Annotated in this window: 20 protein-coding genes and 1 pseudogene; 10 read left to right on the forward strand and 11 right to left on the reverse strand. The window is 65.6% G+C overall.

Translation table 11 applies throughout. The features are described 5' to 3' along the window. Positions 1-83: 83 nt before the first annotated feature. From KFE19_00500 to KFE19_00510, 3 genes are all read right to left on the reverse strand, one after another. Positions 84-1,199 carry a hypothetical protein gene (locus KFE19_00500; GenBank protein ID QUO38044.1) on the reverse strand — a complete coding sequence of 372 codons (1,116 nt, stop codon included), beginning with the start codon at positions 1,197-1,199 and terminating at the stop codon, positions 84-86. 16 nt (positions 1,200-1,215) lie between these two features. Continuing rightward, entirely contained in the window at positions 1,216-2,643 is a 1,428-nt protein-coding gene (locus KFE19_00505; GenBank protein ID QUO38045.1) for an MBOAT family protein, read from the reverse strand. A gap of 79 nt (positions 2,644-2,722) precedes the next feature. Next, on the reverse strand, positions 2,723-3,244 hold the full coding sequence (locus KFE19_00510) for a DUF4358 domain-containing protein (protein ID QUO38046.1): 522 nt from the start codon (positions 3,242-3,244) through the stop codon (positions 2,723-2,725). Positions 3,245-3,481: 237 nt separating this feature from the next. Between KFE19_00510 and KFE19_00515 the strand changes: the two genes are divergently transcribed. The 5 genes from KFE19_00515 to KFE19_00535 all read left to right on the forward strand — a co-directional run bounded on the left by KFE19_00515 (position 3,482) and on the right by KFE19_00535 (position 8,983). Continuing rightward, positions 3,482-4,516: a threonine aldolase gene (locus KFE19_00515; protein QUO38047.1), complete on the forward strand. Its 1,035-nt coding sequence runs from the start codon at positions 3,482-3,484 to the stop codon at positions 4,514-4,516. Between the two features lie 130 nt (positions 4,517-4,646). Further along, positions 4,647-5,186, forward strand: a complete 540-nt coding sequence (locus tag KFE19_00520; protein QUO38048.1) for a sigma-70 family RNA polymerase sigma factor — start codon at positions 4,647-4,649, stop codon at positions 5,184-5,186. After that, positions 5,183-6,589 carry a hypothetical protein gene (locus tag KFE19_00525; protein QUO38049.1) on the forward strand — a complete coding sequence of 469 codons (1,407 nt, stop codon included), beginning with the start codon at positions 5,183-5,185 and terminating at the stop codon, positions 6,587-6,589. The genes KFE19_00520 and KFE19_00525 overlap by 4 nt, the downstream gene beginning before the upstream one ends. Before the next feature lie 264 nt (positions 6,590-6,853). Then, positions 6,854-8,113 carry a putative DNA modification/repair radical SAM protein gene (locus KFE19_00530; protein QUO38050.1) on the forward strand — a complete coding sequence of 420 codons (1,260 nt, stop codon included), beginning with the start codon at positions 6,854-6,856 and terminating at the stop codon, positions 8,111-8,113. Positions 8,114-8,125: 12 nt separating this feature from the next. Next, positions 8,126-8,983, forward strand: coding sequence for a TIGR03915 family putative DNA repair protein (locus tag KFE19_00535; GenBank protein QUO38051.1), 858 nt, complete (start codon positions 8,126-8,128; stop codon positions 8,981-8,983). On the opposite strand, the gene KFE19_00540 is transcribed toward KFE19_00535, so the two are convergent. From KFE19_00540 to KFE19_00550, 3 genes are read right to left on the reverse strand one after another with little or no spacing between them, the layout of a single operon-like run. Next, positions 8,871-9,575: a sigma-70 family RNA polymerase sigma factor gene (locus KFE19_00540; protein ID QUO38052.1), complete on the reverse strand. Its 705-nt coding sequence runs from the start codon at positions 9,573-9,575 to the stop codon at positions 8,871-8,873. The two genes, KFE19_00535 and KFE19_00540, sit on opposite strands and share 113 nt — an antisense overlap. Next, positions 9,572-10,021, reverse strand: a complete 450-nt coding sequence (spoIIAB, locus tag KFE19_00545; GenBank protein ID QUO38053.1) for an anti-sigma F factor — start codon at positions 10,019-10,021, stop codon at positions 9,572-9,574. Before spoIIAB ends, KFE19_00540 begins: the two co-directional genes overlap by 4 nt. 19 nt (positions 10,022-10,040) lie before the next feature. Next, complete coding sequence (locus tag KFE19_00550) at positions 10,041-10,346, reverse strand: STAS domain-containing protein (GenBank protein ID QUO38054.1); 306 nt, start codon at positions 10,344-10,346, stop codon at positions 10,041-10,043. Between the two features lie 224 nt (positions 10,347-10,570). On the opposite strand from KFE19_00550, the gene KFE19_00555 reads away from it, so the two are divergent. Further along, positions 10,571-11,197 carry a flavodoxin family protein gene (locus KFE19_00555; GenBank protein ID QUO38055.1) on the forward strand — a complete coding sequence of 209 codons (627 nt, stop codon included), beginning with the start codon at positions 10,571-10,573 and terminating at the stop codon, positions 11,195-11,197. A gap of 388 nt (positions 11,198-11,585) precedes the next feature. Here the strand turns inward: KFE19_00555 and KFE19_00560 are convergent, their stop codons facing one another. Beyond that, complete coding sequence (locus KFE19_00560) at positions 11,586-12,221, reverse strand: helix-turn-helix transcriptional regulator (GenBank protein QUO38056.1); 636 nt, start codon at positions 12,219-12,221, stop codon at positions 11,586-11,588. A gap of 184 nt (positions 12,222-12,405) precedes the next feature. Next, complete coding sequence (gene fba / locus KFE19_00565) at positions 12,406-13,374, reverse strand: class II fructose-1,6-bisphosphate aldolase (GenBank protein QUO38057.1); 969 nt, start codon at positions 13,372-13,374, stop codon at positions 12,406-12,408. A gap of 202 nt (positions 13,375-13,576) precedes the next feature. On the opposite strand from fba, the gene KFE19_00570 reads away from it, so the two are divergent. After that, positions 13,577-14,815 carry a 6-phosphofructokinase gene (locus KFE19_00570; protein QUO38058.1) on the forward strand — a complete coding sequence of 413 codons (1,239 nt, stop codon included), beginning with the start codon at positions 13,577-13,579 and terminating at the stop codon, positions 14,813-14,815. 51 nt (positions 14,816-14,866) lie between these two features. On the opposite strand, the gene KFE19_00575 is transcribed toward KFE19_00570, so the two are convergent. Beyond that, positions 14,867-15,019 carry a hypothetical protein gene (locus KFE19_00575; protein ID QUO38059.1) on the reverse strand — a complete coding sequence of 51 codons (153 nt, stop codon included), beginning with the start codon at positions 15,017-15,019 and terminating at the stop codon, positions 14,867-14,869. Between the two features lie 21 nt (positions 15,020-15,040). Further along, positions 15,041-15,811 carry a type III pantothenate kinase gene (locus KFE19_00580; protein ID QUO38060.1) on the reverse strand — a complete coding sequence of 257 codons (771 nt, stop codon included), beginning with the start codon at positions 15,809-15,811 and terminating at the stop codon, positions 15,041-15,043. A gap of 132 nt (positions 15,812-15,943) precedes the next feature. Here KFE19_00580 and KFE19_00585 point away from each other — a divergent pair, with 132 nt between their 5' ends. Beyond that, complete coding sequence (locus KFE19_00585; protein ID QUO38061.1) at positions 15,944-16,537, forward strand: methylated-DNA--[protein]-cysteine S-methyltransferase; 594 nt, start codon at positions 15,944-15,946, stop codon at positions 16,535-16,537. 100 nt (positions 16,538-16,637) lie between these two features. Then, positions 16,638-16,976: pseudogene (locus KFE19_00590) on the forward strand (hypothetical protein). 43 nt (positions 16,977-17,019) lie between these two features. On the opposite strand, the gene spoIVA reads toward KFE19_00590, so the two are convergent. After that, complete coding sequence (gene spoIVA / locus KFE19_00595; protein QUO38062.1) at positions 17,020-18,495, reverse strand: stage IV sporulation protein A; 1,476 nt, start codon at positions 18,493-18,495, stop codon at positions 17,020-17,022. Between the two features lie 226 nt (positions 18,496-18,721). On the opposite strand from spoIVA, the gene KFE19_00600 reads away from it, so the two are divergent. Then, positions 18,722-19,591: a transporter substrate-binding domain-containing protein gene (locus tag KFE19_00600; protein QUO38063.1), complete on the forward strand. Its 870-nt coding sequence runs from the start codon at positions 18,722-18,724 to the stop codon at positions 19,589-19,591. Positions 19,592-19,609 lie beyond the last annotated feature (18 nt).

Here is a 19,609-nt window from a genome sequence, read left to right on the forward strand (position 1 = left end):
GCCCCAACGGACAGGCTTTGTCCGCGCCGCACACACAGTAAACGCCGCCCGCGCCAAAAGCGCGAGCGGCGTTGTCATTGCGGTCACTGGCCCAGCAGGACCAGATTCCGGTCGGTGATGAAGTTGGGGACGCTGTACACCACCGCCACGGCGTCGATGCCGTTGTCGGCGGCGTACGCCGAGGCCGGGGCCCGGTAGTACCGGGCGTCCAGCAGGTGGACCTCCTCGAACCGCTGGACCAGGAAGGGCGCCAGAGCGTCGGAGTAGGAGTCCCGGATCAGCAGGAGCTTCCCCTGCCCTGCCGCCGCCTCGTTGCGGATGACGCACAGGGGCTGGTTGCCCCCCAGAAAGGCGGAGTACTTGTCCTTCTGCTCCAGGTAGCTGCGGTCGTAGAGGACGCCGGGCTCCGGCGCGCCGGTGCGCCAGGAGGTGATCTCCAGACCCGCGTCCTCCACCCAGAACTCCATGGTGTCCGGCGTCAGCCAGTGGACGCCGGAGGTGGAGTAAAGGGTGCCGTTGAAGTCCTCCGTCACGGTCTCCGGGGCGAAGTCCCCTTGGGAGAGGGGCTCCTTCCCCATCGCCTCCAGCACCGCGTTGGCGCCGTAGAAGGCCCCCAGGGTGGTCCAGTGGTGGTCGGTGCGGTAGAAAACGGGCTCACCGGCGTGGGCCTCCAGGGCGCCCAGGAAGTCCACCATGGGAAGGCCCAGCTCCGCCGCCCGGTCCAGGTATGCCGCCTGGTCGAAGTTCTCAGCGCCCTCCGGCAGTAAATCGGACCAGACTTCCGCCGCAGAGGGGATGAGGCCCAGGTACACCGGGGCATCAGTCTTGTCCGCCAGCTGGGCCACGTACCCCAGGTTCTTCTCGTCCAGGCCGTCGGAGGGGGCCTCCACCTTGGAGATCAGGGTGTCGCCGCAGAGGTAGACGCCGTTGAACAGGTGCTTTCCGATCAGCTGCTCCGCCCGGGCCTTCAGGCCTGTCCACTCGTCCCGCAGGGGGAACTGGTCGGCGAAGTACTCCTCCACGGCGGCGGTGTAGCTGCCGTCCTTCAGCGCCGCCCAGGAAAACTCCGGCTTTTGGGCCAGGGTCCGGTTCTCCACCTCGGAGCGGTCCCGGTCCGGCAGCAGCACGTGCCACACCAGAAGCCCCCCCAGAAAGAGGCAGAACAGCGCCGTGACGGCGCGGCTGTATGCTTTTGTCATGGTCTCTGCCTCCTCTTTAGAACCGGAAATACAGGAAGGGATTGTAGCTGCCGTCCACCAGATACGCGGTGGAGAGCACCAGGGCCGCCAGCATGAGGACCGGTGCGGCGATCAGCTCCGCCTTTTTGGGCAGCTTTGCCCACAGGCGCCCGCCCCAGGGCGTGGACGCCAGGGCCAGCACGACCAAGGTCAGGCCGTAGCTGCGCAGGCGGAAGCCGTCGGCGGCGCTCCAGAGGTCCCCGGCGCCGAAGCAGGCGGCGAGGTAACTGCCGCAGATGCTCAGGTCCTCCATGGCGAAGAGGCCCCAGCCCACCAGCACCACCAGCAGCGTGTAGAGATGCCGCACCGCCGCCGGGGTCCGCTCCAGCAAGCCGCGGAACACGTATTTCTCCAAAATCAGCCAGGCGGCAAAGTACAGGCCCCACAGTACGAAGTTCCAGCTGGCCCCGTGCCAGAAGCCGGTGCAAAGCCACACGATCAGGATGTTGCGCAGCGTCCTGGCCGCGCCGCACCGGTTGCCCCCCAGGGGGATATACAGGTACTCCCGGAACCAGGTGGTGAGCGACATGTGCCACCGCCGCCAGAACTCCGTCACGGAGGCGGCGCAGTAGGGGTGGTCGAAGTTCTCGCAGAAGGTGAAGCCGAACATCCGCCCCAGGCCGATGGCCATGTCGGAGTAGCCGGAGAAGTCGAAGTAGATCTGAAAGCCGAAGGCCACGAGGCCCAGCCAGCCCGCCGCCGCGGTCAGCGTCCCGGCCCCCTGGGCCGCCAGGCACTCGTCCCAGAGCTTGCCCACGGCGTTGGCCAGCAGCACCTTCTTGGCAAGGCCCACGCAAAAGCGCCTGGCCCCCAGGGCGAACTGCTCCGAGGCGTGGGTCCTGCGGTTGAGCTCCGCCGCCACGGTCTTGTAGCGGACGATGGGGCCTGCGATCAGCTGGGGGAACATGGTGACGAAGGCACCGAAATCCACCATGTTCCGCTGCACCGGGGCGTCGCGGCGGTAGACGTCGATGGTGTAGCTCATGGTCTGGAAGGTGTAAAAGGAAATGCCGATGGGCAGCGGGATACCCAGCAGCGGGATCGTCAGCCCCGCCACGGTGACGCTCTGGGGGATCTGGATGCCGGTGAGCAGGTACAGGTTCTCCGCCAGGAAGGTCCCGTACTTGAAAAAGCCCAGCAGCAAGAGGTTGAAGATCACCGACTGGGCCACGAACCACCGGGCTTTTTTGTCGTTGTGGCGGTACTTCTCCACCAACAGGCCGTGGGAGTAGTCGATGAGGATGGAGAGGACCATGATGGTGATGTACACCGGCTCTCCCCAGCCGTAGAAGATCAGGCTGACCACCAGCAACACCAGGTTGCGCCACCGCAGCGGCGAGACAAAGTACACCAGCAGCGTCAGCGGCAGGTAGGCGAATAAAAAGGTCAGACTGCTGAAAACCATTCCGGTCCTCCTTCCGCTCCGTCACAGGGGCCGCGGCGCAGGCCGCGGCCCCCGGCGGAGTCGTGTCGTTGTGATGGGATCAGGCGAACTGCTCGTTGAAAGAGGTCTCCAGGTCCTCCTGGTGCTCGGAGGAGGCGATCAGGGCCACATAGGTGCCCTGCTGGAGCACGGTGGCCCGGCCCCAGGCCTCCAGGGACTCGGGGTAGAAGGCGCCGCCCTCGGCCTGGGCGTCGGAGCGCTCCTGGAGGATGGCGGCGGCCTTGGCGGCGTCGGCCTCGGTCTCGCACTGGACCAGCACGATCTCATTGACCACGGTGCTGATCATGGGCGCCTTGGCCACCAGCTGCTTTGTGGCCAGCTCGGACAGGCCGGGGTAATAGCCCTCCAGGGTCTCCCCCTCCACGTTCATCAGCAGCAGAGTGTTCTCCCCGCCGCTCTGGGCGTCCTCAGTCCAATTGTACGTCTCGGCCCAGCCATTGTAAAGGGCCTCCAGGTCCACGTCGGTGCCGGCGGCGCCGGACTCGTCGGTCTTGCTGCCGCAGGCGGCCAGCAGGCCCACCGTTATGGACAGGGCCAGCAGGAACAGGGTCATTCTTTTCATCATCTTGATCTCCTTCCGCGCCGTCAGGCGCTCTTGTTGTTTTCCGGATATGCAGACGCAGGGGCGTCCCAAAAGGTTCCCCTCTCCCCAACAGTATTTCCAAAATTTTTTCTTTTAACGGTTTTTCCGCCGCCTCTGGGCTTGCTTTTGCCTCCGCCCGGCGGTACGATAGACGAGGCGGCCCGCCGGGCCGCCCACACACGCGGGGCCTCCGCCCCGGAGAGCGAGGAACGAAACATGCACAGCTTTCGCAACGATTACAGCGAGGGGGCCCATCCCGCCATCCTGGAAGCCCTGACCGAAACCAACCTGACCCAGACCGTGGGCTACTGCCTGGACCCCCACTGCGCCGCTGCGGCGGACACCATCCGCCGCCTCACCGCCGCGCCGGAGGCCGACGTCCACTTCCTGGTGGGCGGCACCCAGGTGAACCTCATCACCATCGCCGCGCATCTTGCGCCCTACGAGGCGGTGATCGCCGCCCACACCGGCCACGTCAACGTCCACGAGACCGGCGCCATCGAGGCCACCGGCCACAAGGTCTGCACCGCCTACGCCCCCGACGGCAAGCTGACGCCGGAACTGGTGGAGTCCGTTCTGGCGCAGCACAACGGCACGGAGCACATGGTCGCGCCCAAGCTGGTCTACATCTCCGACACCACGGAGATCGGCACCATCTACACCAGGGCGGAGCTGGCGGCCCTGCGCCGCTGCTGCGACAGCCACGGCCTCTTCCTCTATCTGGACGGCGCCCGGCTAGGCTCGGCGCTCACGGCGGAGGGCAATGACCTGACGCTGCCGGATCTGGCGTCCCTGACCGACGCCTTCACCATCGGCGGCACCAAGAACGGCGCCCTCTTCGGCGAGGCCCTGATCCTCGCCCGGCCCCATGACCACTTCCGCTGGCACATGAAGCAGCGGGGCGCGGTCCTGGCTAAGGGGCGGCTGCTGGGCATCCAGTTCGAGGCGCTGCTCAAAGATGGCCTCTACTTCGACCTGGGCCGGCATGCCAACGCCCTGGCCGTCCGCCTGCGGGACGGCATGGCGGCTGTGGGGGTTCCCTTCCCGGTGCACTCCCCCTCCAACCAGCAGTTCCCGGTGCTGCCCAACGGCGCCGTGGCGGCCCTGGAGGCCAAAGGCTACGGCTTCGAGGCGGACCACGCCGTGGATGAGGAGCACACCTGCGTCCGCTTCGTCACCAGCTGGGCCACGCCCCCGGAGGCGGTGGAGCAGCTGCTGGCGGACCTGGGCGAGATCCTGAGCGAGAACTGACCGGTCCCCTGCCGGACCGGCTTCCCGGAGGAGCGGCTTTTTTCCGCTCCTCCGGGATTTTTTCGTGGGTTTTCCCCCTGTCCCGTTGTATGGTATCATAGAAGCGATTTTACGGAGAGGAGGGCTGCCCATGGACGACCGCACGCTGCTGGACCTGCTGGACCGGGACCCGAATGCCGCCATGGAGGCCCTGCTTGTCCGCTACGGTCCCCTGCTGCGGTACGTGGTGGGCGGCGTCCTCCGGGATCCCCAGGACGCCGAGGACTGCTGTTCCGCCGTGACGGAGCTCCTCTGGCGGCGCCTGGGAGACTACGACCCGGCCCGGGGCAGCCTCACCGCCTGGCTCACCGCCCTGGCCCGGAACACCGCGCTGAACCACCTGAAGGCCAAGCTCCGCCGCCAGCGGCATCTGGCGGAGCCGGAGGCGGAGACGGTCCACGGCGACACCCCCGAGGACGCATTGCTCCGCCAAGAGCAGGCGGAGCGGCTGCAGGGGGCCATCGCCCGCCTCAGCGAGACGGACCGGAAACTCTTCTACCGCCGCTACTACTATTTGCAGCCCGTAGCCCAGATCGCCGCGGAGATGGGTATGACGGAGCGCGCCGCAGAGGGCAGGCTCTACCGCCTGCGCCAGCGTCTGCGCCGGGAGTTGGGAGGTGACGCGCCGTGACCGACCGCTGGGACGACTTTGACTGTGCCTTGGCTACCTCCCTGTCGGCGCTGCCGCCGCCGGAGGAGACCGTTCGGGCCGTGACCCCCTTCCGCGCCGCCATGGGCAGGGTGGTGTGGGGCCTGTGCCTGACTTCCGTTACGCTGAATTTCTGGTATCTTTCCTACCTGCTGCCGGCTCTGGGCGCCATGTTGCTGGTCCTGGGCTTGCGCAGCCTGCGCCGCAACAACATCTGGTTCCGATTCTGCTGGTTTATCAGCATCTATCAAGTAATTTTCCTTTACGGTAATACCCTCCTGGAAGCTACGCCCTTCAGCCTGGATCCGGACTGGCTCCCCCTGTGGCTCCGAGGTCTGGCGTTCCTGGCTAAGGCGGCGGTGCTGTTCCTGTGTCTCTGGCGGGGTCTGGTCCGGGCAGCCGACGAGGTGGGGCAGCCCCGGCGGGCGGCCGCTCCGGCCCTGTGGGCCCTTGGATGGTATGCGGTGGTGGCTCTGCTGGGTGTCCTCTGGCCCCAGCCCGGCTGGGCAGTGGGTCTGGCCATGCTTGCCGCCTTTGTCTGCATCGTCCATTCCCTGCTGCGGCTCTCCGCCGCCCTGGACGGCTGGGGCTACGCCGTCCGGGCCGCGCCGGTGAAGATCGGCGGCGGAAAGCTGGCGGCGGCGTACCTGCTGTCCCTGGCGGTCCTGACGGCGGTCCTCAGCCTGGCCTCCAATCACCTGCCGGTGGAGGCACGCCCGGTCGAACAAACTTTCGAATCCGCTGAGACCGCCGCCATCCGGGCCGATCTCACTGCCCTGGGCTTCCCGGAGGAGTGGCTGGATCTGCTGCCGGAGAATGAGATCGCCAAGCTCTCCGCCGCGTCAGGCTGCTATGTGAGCCCGGACGCCTGGGGGGATTCCACCGACAACGGCGTCCGCTATACGGACATTCAGGTGCAGACGGGCTGGCGCACCTTCCGCTGCTACCACTTTTTCACGGTGGATACCCCGCGGTCTGTGCTTCAGAACCAAATCTCCCTGTCTCACAGCAGCTACGCCCACGTTTCAGATGCGGCGGGACAGATCCTCTGGGAGAAAGACGGAACTGCCTTTGCGGCGGAACTTCCTCTGGAAAAGAGTGTCCGCACGTCTTTCTTCGGGGATGAAGAGATCGATACGGCGCTGTTCAGCTACCCTCTTTTCACCACGGAACGCCAGGGCTGGTGCGCCTATTCCGCTGTCTTTCCCGGCGATTGGATCTATGGCGTCACCATCCTCTTCTACCAGACCCAGGCGCTGCGGAACCTGTACCCCTACGCGCCGCTGCCGGAGCAGCCCATCGTGGGTATCCTGAACGATCTGGAGAGCCAGAGCTACAGCACCTATCCCCTGGAGCCACAGTACGCGGAAGATCTGGAAACGTAACCGAAGGCCGCCGCCCACACAGGGCGGCGGCTGTTTTTTCTACAATCGAATTTTTGTTCGATTTCTCCTTGACAAGAACGTCTGTTCGAGTTATACTGATACTCGAACAAGAGTTCTACTAAAAGGAGGAGTCATCCATGACCGGTTGGACGTTGTTTTTCATTCTGGTGGGCGTGACCTATCTGACTGCCCAGCTCTTCCGCGTCATCGACGCCATCGAGCGCCCTGCCCGGCGCTCTCACCGCCGGGCCGCCGTCCGGTGACATGGATGTCCTGGACAAGCTGGAGATCCTGACGGACGCCGCCAAGTACGACGCCGCCTGCACCTCCAGCGGCGGGGACCGGGGCTCCCAGAAGGGCTATATCGGCAATACCTCCGCCTCCGTGGCGGGCTGCTGCCACTCCTTCTCCGCCGACGGGCGGTGCGTGAGCCTTTTGAAGGTCCTGATGACCAACTGCTGCGTGTATGACTGCAAGTACTGCGTCAACCGCCGCAGCAACGATACCCGCCGGGCCGCCTTCACCCCGGAGGAGCTGGCAGACCTGACCATCCAGTTCTACCGCCGGAACTACATCGAAGGGCTCTTCCTCTCCTCCGGTGTGCTGCGCAGCCCCGACTACACCACGGAGCTGATGATCCGCTGCCTGCATCTGCTGCGGGAAACGTACCGCTTCAACGGCTACATCCACGCCAAGGCCATCCCCGGCACATCGCCGGAGCTGGTGGAGCAGCTGGGGTTCCTGGCGGACCGGCTCAGCGTGAACATCGAACTGCCCTCGGAGGCGGGCCTCCGGGCCCTGGCTCCGGACAAGACCAAGCAGGCCATCCTGGCCCCCATGGGCCAGATCCGGACCCGGGGCCAGCAGAGCCGGGAGGAGCTGGTGAAATACCGCCACGCCCCCCGCTTCGCCCCGGCGGGCCAGAGCACCCAGCTGATCGTGGGCGCCACGGCGGACTCCGACCTCCACATCCTGCGGCTGACCCAGGGGCTGTACGACCGGTACCGGCTCAAACGGGTGTTCTACTCCGCCTACGTGCCGGTGGTGGAGCACACCCTCCTCCCCTCCAAGGACACCAAGCCGCCCCTGCTGCGGGAGCACCGGCTCTACCAGGCCGACTGGCTGCTGCGGTTTTACGGCTTCCGGGCGGAGGAGCTGCTGGACGACGCCCACCCGGATTTCAACCCCCTGGTGGACCCCAAGTGCTCCTGGGCCCTGAGCCATCTGGACTTCTTCCCGGTGGAGGTCAACACCGCCGACTATGAGACGCTGCTGCGGATCCCCGGCGTTGGCGTGGTCTCCGCCAAGCGGATCCTGGCCTCCCGGCGGGTCCGGCGGCTGCGGGTGGAGGACCTGAAGCGGCTGGGCGTGGTGATGAAGCGGGCTCAGTACTTCCTCATCGCCTCCGGCAAAATGGCCGAGGGCCTGCGCTTCACGCCGGACAGCCTGCTGCGGGGACTCATCGCCGCGGAGCGGTCCTCCCTGCCCCAGCCGGAGATGGAACAGCTGTCCCTGTTCGCCTGAGAGAGGTTCCCCATGACCGAGATGATCTATGAATACGACGGCAGCTTCGAGGGCTTCCTCTGCTGCGTCTTTGAGAGCTATGCGCAAAAGGAGGTCCTCACCGCCATCGTCGGCGGTGAGGACCCTGCCATCACGCTCTTTCCCGTGCGGACCGTGGAGACGGATCCGGCCCACGCCGCCCGGGTGCTGCGGCGGATCGCCAAGTGCTCCCCTGAGGCCCTGGATCTGCTGCGGCGGGGCTTTCTCACCTGCCTTCCGGACCGGGAGATGCACCTCTACCGCATGGTTCGGCGGCTGTTGGAGGAGGGCCCCGGCTTTCTGCGGGACCTGGCAGACCCGGAGCTGCCGCCTCTGCGGCAGGCGGTGCGGCATCTTGCCAGCGAGGCCCACCTTTTAAAGGGCTTCGTCCGTTTCTCCGAGCTGGGCGGCGTCCTGGGCGGGGAGATCGCCCCTAAAAATAGGGTGCTGCCCCTGCTTCGCTGCCACTTCTGCGCCCGCTACCGGGAGGAGAAGTTCTTCCTCTACGACCGCACCCACCACGAGGTGCTGCTCTACGCCGCCGGCCGGGCGGAGATCCGGCCCCTGGCCCACTTCCGGATGGCGCCGCCGGAGGAGGCGGAGGCCCGGTACCGTCTCCTCTGGAAGCGGTTTTACGACACCGTGGCCATCCGGGAGCGGTACAATCCCCGCTGCCGCCGGACCCAGATGCCCCAGCGCTACTGGGGCACCATGACGGAGTTCCAGGGCCCGGAGCACTTCACGGCCCGAAGCTCTCCCGCAGCCGTTTCAGCCCCCGGCGCTCCAGCCGGGATACCTGCACCTGGGACACCCCCAGGATCCGGGCCGTCTGGTCCTGGGTCAGCCCCTTGAAATACCGCAGCAGAATGGTCATCCGCTCCCGCTCCGGCAGGTGGTCGATGGCCTCCCGCAATGCGATCCGCTCCACCAGGCTCTCCTCCGGGGCCTCGGTACCCAGGGTCCCCTCCAGGGTCAGCCCGTCGGCGGTCTCCCGCTGGAGGGAGTCCGGCGCGTCCGTGGCCAGATCCACCTGGGCGATCTCCTCCGCCGTCCAGCCTGTGGCCTCCGACAGCTCGCTGAGAACCGGTTCCCGGCCCAGCTGCTGCCGCAGCCGCTGGCGGACAGTGTAAAGCGTTTGCGCTTGCTCCCGCAGGCTCCGCCCCACTTTGATGGCGCCGTCATCCCGGAGAAAGCGCCGGATCTCCCCGGCGATCTTGGGCACGGCGTAGGTGGAGAAGCAGGTGCCATAGTCGAAGTCGAAGCCCTGGACCGCCTTTAAAAATCCCAGGCACCCCAGCTGGTACAGGTCCTCCGGGTCCACGCCCCGGCCGTAGTACCGGCGCACCACGCTCCAGATCAGGCCGTTGTTCTCGATGACCGCCTGCTCGCAGGCGTCCCGGTCTCCCTCCTGGGCCGCCCGCAGCAGCTCCAGTGCGGCGCTCATCGCACCGCTTTCATCCGGGGCGCCAGATGCTTGCGCATGACCACCGTGGTGCCCCGGCCCGGCACGGACCGGACCGTCAGGCGGTCCATGAAGCTCTCCATGATGGTGAAGCCCATACCGCTGCGCTCCTCGCCGCCGGTGGTGAACATGGGCTGGCGGGCCTTCTCCACGTCGGGGATGCCCCGGCCGTGGTCCCGGACCGTGATCTCCAGCACGTTGTCCGGGCAGATCCGCAGCTTCACCTGCACCTGGCCGATGGCCTCCGGATAGGCGTGGACGATGGCGTTGGTCACCGCCTCGCTGACGGCGGTCTTGATGTCCTCCAGCTCGTTGAGGGTGGGGTCCATCTGGGCGGCGAAGCAGGCGGCCGCCGCCCGGGCGAAGCCCTCGTTGGCGCTGCGGCTGGGAAATTGCAGCGTCACTTCGTTGTTGGCTTTGATCTTCATGGTATGTATCCCTCCTGTTTCATCGAATGGTCACCAGCCGGCCGATGCCGGCGGCGTCCAGGACCCGGCGGGCCTGGGACGGCACGTTGCACACCAGCAGGCTGCCGTCCAGCAGCTGCATCCGCTGCTGGGCCCGCAGGATCAGCGCGATGCCGGAGCTGTCCATAAAGGTGACGCCGGACATGTCCAGCACCAGCTGCCGTGGCAGGGCCGCGTCCACCGCCAGCTCCAGCTGCCGGATGGCGTCCCTGGCGCCGTGGTGGTCCACCTCGCCGCTCAGCTCCAGCAAGAGCTTGCGGTCCACGCTTTTGGCGTTCAGTTCCATGAGTTCCTCCAATCCGCCGCCAGACGCGGCAAAGGCTGAAATTGCCCCTCGGGGCGCGGTTTTCCCCTCCATTATAGGGACTTGTCCCCCGCTTTTTTGTCGGATTTCTTCCGCTGTCCGCCATTTTTTGAAAATCTTCACTGTCGCCTTGCCTCCCCCGCCCGGACGGTGTTATGATGGAGCCATCCCAGATGAAATGACAGCGGTAAAGGAGCGGTATTTTTATGAAGGTCCTTTTGATCAACGGCAGTCCCCACCCCCGGGGCTGCACGGATACGGCGCTGCGGACGGTGGCCGGCGCTCTGGAGGAGCGGGGGCTGGAGGCGGAGATCCTCCACCTTGGCGCGGGGCCGGTGCGGGACTGCGCCGCCTGCGGCGCCTGCAAGAAGGCGCCGGGCCGGTGCGCCTTTGACGGGGACATCGTCAACATCCTGATCGAAAAAGCCCGGGAGGCGGACGGCTTCGTGTTCGGCTCCCCGGTCTACTACGCCCACCCCACGGGGCTGATCCTCTCCGTACTGGACCGGGCCTTCTACGCCGGCAAGGACGCCTTCGCTCACAAGCCCGCGGCGGCAGTGGCCTCCGCCCGGCGGGCCGGCACCTGCGCCACTCTGGACGTGCTGCAAAAATATTTCACCATCTCCCAGATGCCGGTGGTGGCCTCCACCTACTGGACCATGGTCCACGGCATGCAGGCGGAGGAGGTGGCCCGGGATGAGGAGGGCCTCCAGACCCTGCGGAACCTGGCGGCCAACATGGCCTGGCTGCTGCGCTGCATCGAGGCGGGGCGGGCCGCCGGTGTCTGCCCGCCCCGGCCGGAGTTGGGCGCCCGGACCAACTTCATCCGCTGAGCTGCCGGGAAACGGCAGAGCCCCCGCGGAAACGAGGAAAACCGAACGAACGAAAAAACACCCCCTGTACAGGAAAACAGACCTGTACAGGGGGTGTTCGCATATCAAAGAGAACATATACACATATCGAAGAAGCAGAGGGTGCAGCCCTGGGCTGCCTGGGCGGATATTCAGCGGCCGTGCGGATCGGGCAATCCCCGGGCGGCGCCGGTTCCTGGGATGTGCCCGGCGCATTCCCGCGCAGCTCCGGCTACTGGGACCCGAGGCGGAGCCGCCCTGTGCGCTGCGGATGCCGTGATGCCGCGCCCCGGACGCTGCGCGGCGGAAGCCGCCGCTGCCCCAGTCCCCGCTTGTTGGGGAATGGATGTTTGGAGCGCGGTGCCGCGCCTTATGATTTCCCCCAGGGCAGGCCGTAGTGGAGCCGTAAAGTCTTGATGCTTTGCACCAGAAGGAGAATGGCGGCCAGCTGCCCCAGGAGGATCCCCCACCGGCCCGGCACCCACTCCAGGCCATAGGGCAACCCGAAGGCGCAGGTGAACGCCAGCAGGTCCGGCACCACCAGGTCCCGGAAGCGGCCGCCCTCCTTCGCGCCGTAGCGCCAGTTCAGCCGCCCCAGCCACACCGCCGCCGCAAGCTCCGCCGCCAGCAGCCACCACATGGGCACCGGCGGTTCCCCGCCCCCGGCCGCGTCCAGCCGGTACTGGTGGAACAGAGAGATCAGCGCCAGCCACAGCACCCGGGCGCAGAAGCCCTGTCCCACCGCCGCCTGCCGCTCCCTGAGGCTGCGCTCGGCGCTTTTTGCCGCCGGGGTCTGGCCCTCGCGGTCGCACTCGTCCAGCAGCAGGTAGTCCGTGGACACGCCGAAGATCCGGCTCACCGCCAGCACGTTGGCGGTGTCCGGCACCACCTCCCCCAGCTCCCAGCGGGAGACGGCCTGCCGGCTCACCCTCAGCTCCGCCGCCAGGGCCTCCTGGCTGAGGCCGCGCTCCCTGCGCAGGCGGTGCAGCTTTTCTCCGAATGTCATGGTTGCGTCCTCCCTGTGTTTGATGGGCCTATCCTACCAGATTCCTCCGGAAAACGCCACCGCATTAGGCTGGAACCGCCGCAACTGAAAGTGGAATTTAGCAAAATGGGCGGTTTTCGCCGGACAAAAAACGAGAGGGCGCTTTCGCACCCTCTCGCTGCTTAAATCGCTTTGTTCAGGAGATTCAGGCCTTGCCGTCGCAGCCCAGGACGTTGATGAGCTTGTGCTTCACCAGCTCCTTGATGGCGGCGCGGGCGGGCTTGAGGTACTCGCGGGGATCGAACTTGTCGGGATGCTCGTTGAAGAACTCCCGGATGGTGCCGGTCATGGCCAGACGCAGGTCGGAGTCGATGTTGATCTTGCAGACGGCGCTCTTGGCGGCCTGGCGCAGCTGCTCCTCGGGGATGCCAACGGCGTCGGGCATCTTGCCGCCGTTCTCGTTGATCATCTTCACGAAGTTCTGGGGCACGGAGGAAGAGCCGTGGAGCACGATGGGGAAGCCGGGCAGACGCTTGACGACCTCGTCCAGGATGTCGAAGCGCAGCGGGGGCGGGACCAGCTCACCCTTCTCATTGCGGGTGCACTGAGCGGCGGTGAACTTGTAGGCGCCGTGGCTGGTGCCGATGGCGATGGCCAGGGAGTCGCAGCCGGTCTTGGAGACGAACTCCTCCACCTCTTCGGGCTTGGTGTAGTGAGAGGCCTCGGCGGAGACGTTGACGTCGTCCTCGATGCCGGCCAGGGCGCCCAGCTCGGCCTCGACCACCACGCCGTGGTCATGGGCGTACTCGACGACCTTCTTGGTGATCTCGATGTTCTCGGCGAAGGGCTTGGAGGAGGCGTCGATCATGACGGAGGTGAAGCCGCCGTCGATGCAGCTCTTGCAGGTCTCAAAATCCGGGCCGTGGTCCAGATGCAGCACGATGGGAATGTTGGGGCACTCGATGGCAGCGGCCTCCACCAGCTTCACAAGATAGGTGTGGTTGGCATAGGCGCGGGCGCCCTTGGACACCTGCAGGATCAGGGGGGCGTTGACCTCGCGGGCGGCCTCGGTGATGCCCTGCACGATCTCCATGTTGTTGACGTTGAAGGCACCCACGGCATAGCCGCCGTCATAAGCCTTCTTGAACATTTCGGTGGAAGTAACCAGTGGCATATGATCATCTCCTGTTCAATTTGTTCCGCCCCGCCGCCACCGGCTCACAGCCCTGGAAGGGTAATTGTGAAATCCGGTGATTCAACTGGACGAAAACGATTTTCTTCTTAGATAATATCACATAAAAAATAAATTGCAAGTATTTACAATTCTTTTTTTGAATGATATGATAAGGAAAACGTTTATAAGAGGAGGATTTCCCATGAGTGAACTGAAAGGCGCCTGCATCTTCGGCCAGTCCGGAGGCCCCACCTCCGTCATCAACGCCAGTGCCTACGGCGTCATCTCCACCGCCCTGAACAACCCCAACATCACCGCCGTCTACGGCGCCGAGCACGGCATCAAGGGCGTGCTGAACGACCGGCTGTTCGACATGAGCAAGGAGGATCCCAAGGAGCTGGAGCTGCTGAAGTACACGCCCTCCTCCGCTCTGGGCTCCTGCCGCTACAAGATGGCCGATCCCGACGTGGACGACACCGACTACAAGCGCATCCTGGAGATCTTCAAGAAGTACGACGTGCGCTACTTCTTCTACAACGGCGGCAACGACTCCATGGACACCTGCAACAAGATCAGCAAGTACATGCAGAAGGTGGGCTATGAGTGCCGCGTGATGGGCGTGCCCAAGACCATCGACAACGACCTCTTCGGCACCGACCACTGCCCCGGCTTCGCCTCCGCCGCCAAGTATATCGCCACCAGCTGCATGGAGGTCTATCAGGACGCCCGGGTCTATGACACCGGCATGGTCTGCATCATTGAGATCATGGGCCGCCACGCCGGCTGGCTGGCCGGCGCCGCCGCCCTGGCCACCGCCTACGGCGCCGGTCCCGACCTGGTGTACCTGCCCGAGGTGGACTTCGACATGGACCAGTTCCTCGCCGACGTGGAGCGCATCTACAAGGAGAAGGGCAACTGCATGGTGGCCGTCTCCGAGGGCATCCACTACGCCGACGGCTCCTTCGTCTCCGAGGCCAAGACCTCTGCCACCGACGGCTTCGGTCACGCCCAGCTGGGCGGCCTTGCCGCCATGCTGGCCCAGGTGGTCAAGGAGCGCACCGGCGCCAAGGTCCGCGGCATCGAGCTGAGCCTGCTGCAGCGCTGCGGCGCGCACCTGGCCTCCGAGACCGACATCGAGGAGAGCTTCATGTCCGGCAAGGCCGCCGTGGAGAACGCCGTGGCCGGCATCACCGACAAGATGGTGGGCTTCGAGCGCAGCTACGAGAACGGCCAGTACGTCTGCAAGACGAAGCTGCTGGGCCTGACCGACGTGGCCAACACCGAGAAGAAGGTGCCCCTGGAGTGGATCAACGCCGCTCACAACGGCGTGGAGAAGCCCTTCATTGACTACGTCCTGCCCCTGATCCAGGGCGAGCCCAAGCTGCCCAAGGAGGACTCCCTCCCCCGCTTCGCCAAGCTGAAGAAGGTCCTGGCGAAGTAAGCATCCCCCGACGAAAAGAGCCGAAGCGGAGTGTCCGCTTCGGCTCTTTTTTTATTGTTTCCGGCGGTCAAGGAACGTACAGATGAACCCCGCGGCTACCGCCACGGCAAAGATCACGCCAAAGGAGCTCCCCCCGCCGATGAAGCTGTCCAGGGCAAAGCCCGCCAGGCCCGCCGCCAGGGTCCAGAGCACCACCGCAAACATCGTTATGCCGGTCACGCTTCCTCACTTGTTCTTCTGATAGATGGTCCAGAGGCCCTCCATCAGCAGGTACTTGTCGTAGACGATCTGGTTGCGGCAGTATTTCACGATCACCGGGGCGTTGCCGCCGGTGGCCACCACCGTCACGAACTTCCCCGGGAACTGGTCCCGGATCCGGTCCACGATGCCGTCCAGCATGCCGGCGGTGCCGTAGACGATGCCGGCGCGCATGCACTCCTCCGTGGTCTTTCCGATCAAGGCCTTGGGGTGCTGGAGGGAGATGGCGGGCAGCTGGGCCGCCCGGCGGCTCAGGGCGTCCAGGGACACGCCCACGCCCGGCAGCAGCATGCCGCCCTCGTAGTTGCGCCCCTCGGAGATGACGCCGATGGTGGTGGCGGTGCCCATGTCCACGGTGACGATGGGGGGCTGGAACTTCTCCAGAGCCGCCACGGCGTTGGCCACGATGTCGGCGCCCACCTGGCTCTGGACGGTCAGGCGAATGTTGAGCCCCGTCCGGACCCCGGGGCCCACCACCATGGGCGGCCGCCCCAGCAGCCGAGTCAGAGCCTTTTCCATCATGAAGTTCAGCGGCGGCACCACGCTGCATAAAATCGCCCCGGTGACCTGGTGATAATCAAAGTGGTACAGGGTGAACAGGTTCATCAGATCAATGCTGATCTGGTCGGCGGTCTTGCGGCTGTCGGTGTCCAGGGAGGCCAGGAACCGCAGTTCCCCGTCCCGGCCGAACAGGCCCACGGAGGTGGTGGAATTGCCCACGTCGATGGCAAGCAGCATGGCGCGCGCTCCTTTCTCTCGGTTCGTCGTTTTCTCTATGGTATCACGTCTCGCCCTCCGGCGCAAGAGGTGCCTTGCGCCGGGAGACCCGACGGGGTATAATGGAGAAAACCGATCCAGGAGGCGGCTGCCATGACCTATGTGACCACCCTTCCCTCCCCGGTGGGAAAACTGACCCTCTCCAGCGACGGACAGGCCCTGACGGGGCTGTGGCTGGAGGGTCAGAAATACTTCTGCGCCGGACTGCCAATGGATGTAAAGGAAAAAGACCTGCCGGTATTCCACCAGGCGGAGGCGTATCTGACCGCCTATTTCTCCGGCGCTTCCCTGCCGCCGCTGCCGCCGCTGGCCCCTGCCGGGACCGATTTCCAGCGCTCGGTGTGGGCCCTGCTCACCGAGATCCCCTGGGGCCGGACCCGGACCTACGGTGAGCTGGCGGCGGAACTGCGCCGCCGGGGCCTTGGCGGCGCGCCCAGGGCGGTGGGCGCCGCCGTGGGCCGCAACCCCATCTCCATCCTGATCCCCTGTCACCGCGTGGTAGGGGCCAACGGCAGCCTCACCGGCTACGCCGGCGGCGTGGAGCGCAAGCGCTTTCTGCTGGAGCTGGAGGGGGCGGACCTGTCCGCTCTCCCGGCAAAGGGCGGCGCGGCAGGGGACGGCGGCTGGACCTACCTTCCTGCCAACCACTGCCGCAGAGGCCGCCGAAATCATTCGAAAGAAGATTGAGGCGTTAAAGTAAAAAGTCAGGCTCCCCAAAGCCTAACAAGCACGGGAGCCTGACACGAAAGACGGGGCGAGGTAGAGACCTGCCGCCTATCTCGCCCCCATCTTACCACATGGCAGGAACAAAAGCAACCACGAGGCCGTCAACAACGCCGCTGTTTCTCCGGCTCCGGAGGCCGCTCCTCCGGAGCCTCCCGGCAGATAACGCTGCCCCTGCTGCGGCTGCCGCACCCTTCCCGTCCCGCCGGAGCAGGCCCTCGCCCATATCTGCCCGGCGTGCTTTTGGGAGAACGACGTGTTCACGAGCTCTGACACGGAGCCCAGCGACTGCAACCACGGCCTGACGCTGGAGCAGGGCCGGGCCAATTACCGCGCCTTCGGCGCCTGTGAGGCCCGCCTGCTGCCCCATGTCCGGCCGCCCCGGCCGGAGGAGCTGTCCTGACCGGAGAAAAACGGGACGCCGGTTTCCGGCGTCCCGTTTTCCCTTATAAAATGATGCAGATGAGCCCGCCGCTGCCCTCGTTGATGATCCGCTCCAGCGTCTCCCGGAGCTTTTTCCGGGCGTCCTCCGGCATCCGCTTGAGCTTTGCCTGCAGGTCCTCGCTGACCAGCTCGTGGAAGCTGCGGCCGAAGATGTTGGACTGCCAGATCTTGCTGGTGTCCCCCTCGAACTCCTGGAGCAGGTAGTTGACCATGTCCTCGGACTGCTTTTCATTGCCCACGATGGGCGCCACCGCCGTCTCGATGTCCGCACGGATCATGTGGATGCTGGGGGCGCTGGCCTTGAGACGCACGCCGTACCGGCCGCCCTGCTTCATGATCTCCGGCTCCTCCAGCGTCAGCTCATCGATGCCGGGGACCACGATGCCGTAGCCGGTCTCCCGCACGTCCTTCAATGCCCCCTCCACCTTGTCGTAGGCGGCCTTCACCGCCGCCAGCTTCGTCAGCAGGCACATGAGGTCTCCGTCGTCGGCCACGGTGAAGCCGGACTGCTCCGATAGGGTCTGGTAGAACAGCTCCCGGGGCAGGGCCAGTACCGCCGTGGCTACGCCGGTGCCCAGGTCCATGGCGGTGACCTTGGCCTCGCTGATGTGGGCGCACTGGCCCAGGGAGGCCACCACCCCCTCCACCTCCCGGATGTGGCGCAGCTGTGCCGTGCCCTGGCGCACCGCCTCATACAGCTCCGCCTTGATGGGGTGCTGGTCCGGAAGGGCGTCCACCCAGGGGGGCAGGAACAGGTCCAGCTCCTGCATGGGGAACTCGTAGAGCACCGCCTTGAGGATGCCCGCCACGTCCTCCTCCCCCAGCTCCAGGCAGTTGACCGCCATGGCGTTGACCTGGTAGCGGGAGGCGATGTCCTTGGCGATGGCCTGGGCCCGGCTGCCCGCCGGGTCTGCGGCGTTGACCAGGACGATGAAGGGCTTTCCCAGTTCCTGCAGCTCCCGGATCACCCGCTCCTCCGCCTCCAGGTAGTCCTCCCGGGGAATGTCGGCGATGGAGCCGTCGGTGGTGACCACGATGCCGATGGTGGAGTGCTCGGCGATCACCTTCCGGGTGCCCACCTCCGCCGCCTCGGTCATGGGGATCTCGTGATCGTACCAGGGGGTGGTGACCATCCGGGGGGCGTCGCCCTCGAACTGGCCCATGGCGCCCTTGACCATGTAGCCCACGCAGTCGATCAGCCGCACGGAGAAGGAGCCGCCGTCCGGCAAAAGGATCTGGGCCGCCTCCTCGGGGACGAACTTGGGCTCCGCCGTCATGACCGTGCGGCCGGAGCCGCTCTGGGGCAGCTCATCCCGGGCCCGCTCCTTGCGGTAGACGTTTTCGATGCTGGGGATCACCTGGGTCTCCATAAAGCGCTTGATGAAGGTGGATTTCCCCGTGCGCACCGGGCCCACCACACCGATATAGATATCTCCGGCGGTGCGGGTGGCGATATTGTGATAGATACTGGCGTTCATAGCATCCCGTCCTTTTTCCGCTCCATATTCATGTTCTAACTCTATGTCCCGCCCCGGCAAAGTATGACGGCCCGTCTCGCTTTGGAGGTTTTGCACAAATCTGGTTGTTCTACTTCTCCGTTCTTGTCGGAATTTCCGGCTTTACAGGGACAATTTAGTATGGTAAACTGCTAACGTAATGAAACGGACGGACTGCCGTCCGGGAAATTTGGAGGATTGGAACGCTATGAACAAGAAATTTTGGGCCCTGCTGCTGGCTCTGGCCATGACGCTGTCCCTGGCCGCCTGCGGCGGCAACGACGCCGCGGAGGATACCGCCGCCGATGACACCCAGACCGAGGAGACCGCCGACGCCGCCGAGACCACCGAGAGCGATCTGGCCTATGTCCAGGACAAGGGCACCCTGGTGGTGGGCATCACCTACTTCGCCCCCATGGACTACAAGGCCGAGGGCAGCGACGAGTGGATCGGCTTCGACGCCGATATGGCCAAGGCCTTTGCCGAGAGCCTGGGCGTGGACGTGGAGTTCCAGGAGATCACCTGGGATTACAAGGTGGAGGAGCTGAACTCCAAGGCCATCGACTGCGTGTGGAACGGCATGACCCTGACCGACGAGGTCACGGCCGCCATGGGCACCTCCACCCCCTACTGCACCAACTATCAGACCCTGGTCTATTCCGCTGATCGGGCCGCCGATTTCGAGGGCCTGACTTCTCTGGAGGGCCTGAACATCGCCGTGGAGTCCGGCTCCGCCGGTGAGGACGCCGCCGAGGCCCTGGGCGCCGCCACCGTGCCGGTCCAAGCCCAGGCCAACGCCCTGATGGAAGTGGCCGCCGGCACCTCCGACGCCGCCGTCATCGATGTGCTCATGGCCGCTGAGATGACCGGCGAGGGCACCAGCTACGCTGACCTCACTTACAGCCTCAACCTCAACGACGCCCAGGACCTGCCCTCTGAGGAGTACGGCGTGGGCTTCCGGCTGGGCTCCGACCTGGTGGACGCCTTCAATACCTTCTGGGCGGAGAAGATCGCCGACGGCACCGTGCTGGAGGTGGCCACCACCTACGGCCTGCAGGACGCCGCGATCCTGGAGTGACCGCTCCCTGATACGCAC

This window comes from Dysosmobacter sp. Marseille-Q4140, assembly GCA_018228705.1.
Classification (GTDB): Bacteria; Bacillota; Clostridia; order Oscillospirales; family Oscillospiraceae; genus Oscillibacter.

What these genes read in the sequence shown, in the direction of transcription:
- KFE19_00500 (QUO38044.1), bottom strand. Translation starts at nt 1,199, where the DNA reads ATGACAAAAGCATACAGCCGCGCCGTCACGGCGCTGTTCTGCCTCTTT.
- KFE19_00505 (QUO38045.1), bottom strand. Translation starts at nt 2,643, where the DNA reads ATGGTTTTCAGCAGTCTGACCTTTTTATTCGCCTACCTGCCGCTGACG.
- KFE19_00510 (QUO38046.1), bottom strand. Translation starts at nt 3,244, where the DNA reads ATGAAAAGAATGACCCTGTTCCTGCTGGCCCTGTCCATAACGGTGGGC.
- KFE19_00515 (QUO38047.1), top strand. Translation starts at nt 3,482, where the DNA reads ATGCACAGCTTTCGCAACGATTACAGCGAGGGGGCCCATCCCGCCATC.
- KFE19_00520 (QUO38048.1), top strand. Translation starts at nt 4,647, where the DNA reads ATGGACGACCGCACGCTGCTGGACCTGCTGGACCGGGACCCGAATGCC.
- KFE19_00530 (QUO38050.1), top strand. Translation starts at nt 6,854, where the DNA reads ATGGATGTCCTGGACAAGCTGGAGATCCTGACGGACGCCGCCAAGTAC.
- KFE19_00535 (QUO38051.1), top strand. Translation starts at nt 8,126, where the DNA reads ATGACCGAGATGATCTATGAATACGACGGCAGCTTCGAGGGCTTCCTC.
- KFE19_00540 (QUO38052.1), bottom strand. Translation starts at nt 9,575, where the DNA reads ATGAGCGCCGCACTGGAGCTGCTGCGGGCGGCCCAGGAGGGAGACCGG.
- spoIIAB (QUO38053.1), bottom strand. Translation starts at nt 10,021, where the DNA reads ATGAAGATCAAAGCCAACAACGAAGTGACGCTGCAATTTCCCAGCCGC.
- KFE19_00550 (QUO38054.1), bottom strand. Translation starts at nt 10,346, where the DNA reads ATGGAACTGAACGCCAAAAGCGTGGACCGCAAGCTCTTGCTGGAGCTG.
- KFE19_00555 (QUO38055.1), top strand. Translation starts at nt 10,571, where the DNA reads ATGAAGGTCCTTTTGATCAACGGCAGTCCCCACCCCCGGGGCTGCACG.
- KFE19_00560 (QUO38056.1), bottom strand. Translation starts at nt 12,221, where the DNA reads ATGACATTCGGAGAAAAGCTGCACCGCCTGCGCAGGGAGCGCGGCCTC.
- fba (QUO38057.1), bottom strand. Translation starts at nt 13,374, where the DNA reads ATGCCACTGGTTACTTCCACCGAAATGTTCAAGAAGGCTTATGACGGC.
- KFE19_00570 (QUO38058.1), top strand. Translation starts at nt 13,577, where the DNA reads ATGAGTGAACTGAAAGGCGCCTGCATCTTCGGCCAGTCCGGAGGCCCC.
- KFE19_00575 (QUO38059.1), bottom strand. Translation starts at nt 15,019, where the DNA reads ATGTTTGCGGTGGTGCTCTGGACCCTGGCGGCGGGCCTGGCGGGCTTT.
- KFE19_00580 (QUO38060.1), bottom strand. Translation starts at nt 15,811, where the DNA reads ATGCTGCTTGCCATCGACGTGGGCAATTCCACCACCTCCGTGGGCCTG.
- KFE19_00585 (QUO38061.1), top strand. Translation starts at nt 15,944, where the DNA reads ATGACCTATGTGACCACCCTTCCCTCCCCGGTGGGAAAACTGACCCTC.
- spoIVA (QUO38062.1), bottom strand. Translation starts at nt 18,495, where the DNA reads ATGAACGCCAGTATCTATCACAATATCGCCACCCGCACCGCCGGAGAT.
- KFE19_00600 (QUO38063.1), top strand. Translation starts at nt 18,722, where the DNA reads ATGAACAAGAAATTTTGGGCCCTGCTGCTGGCTCTGGCCATGACGCTG.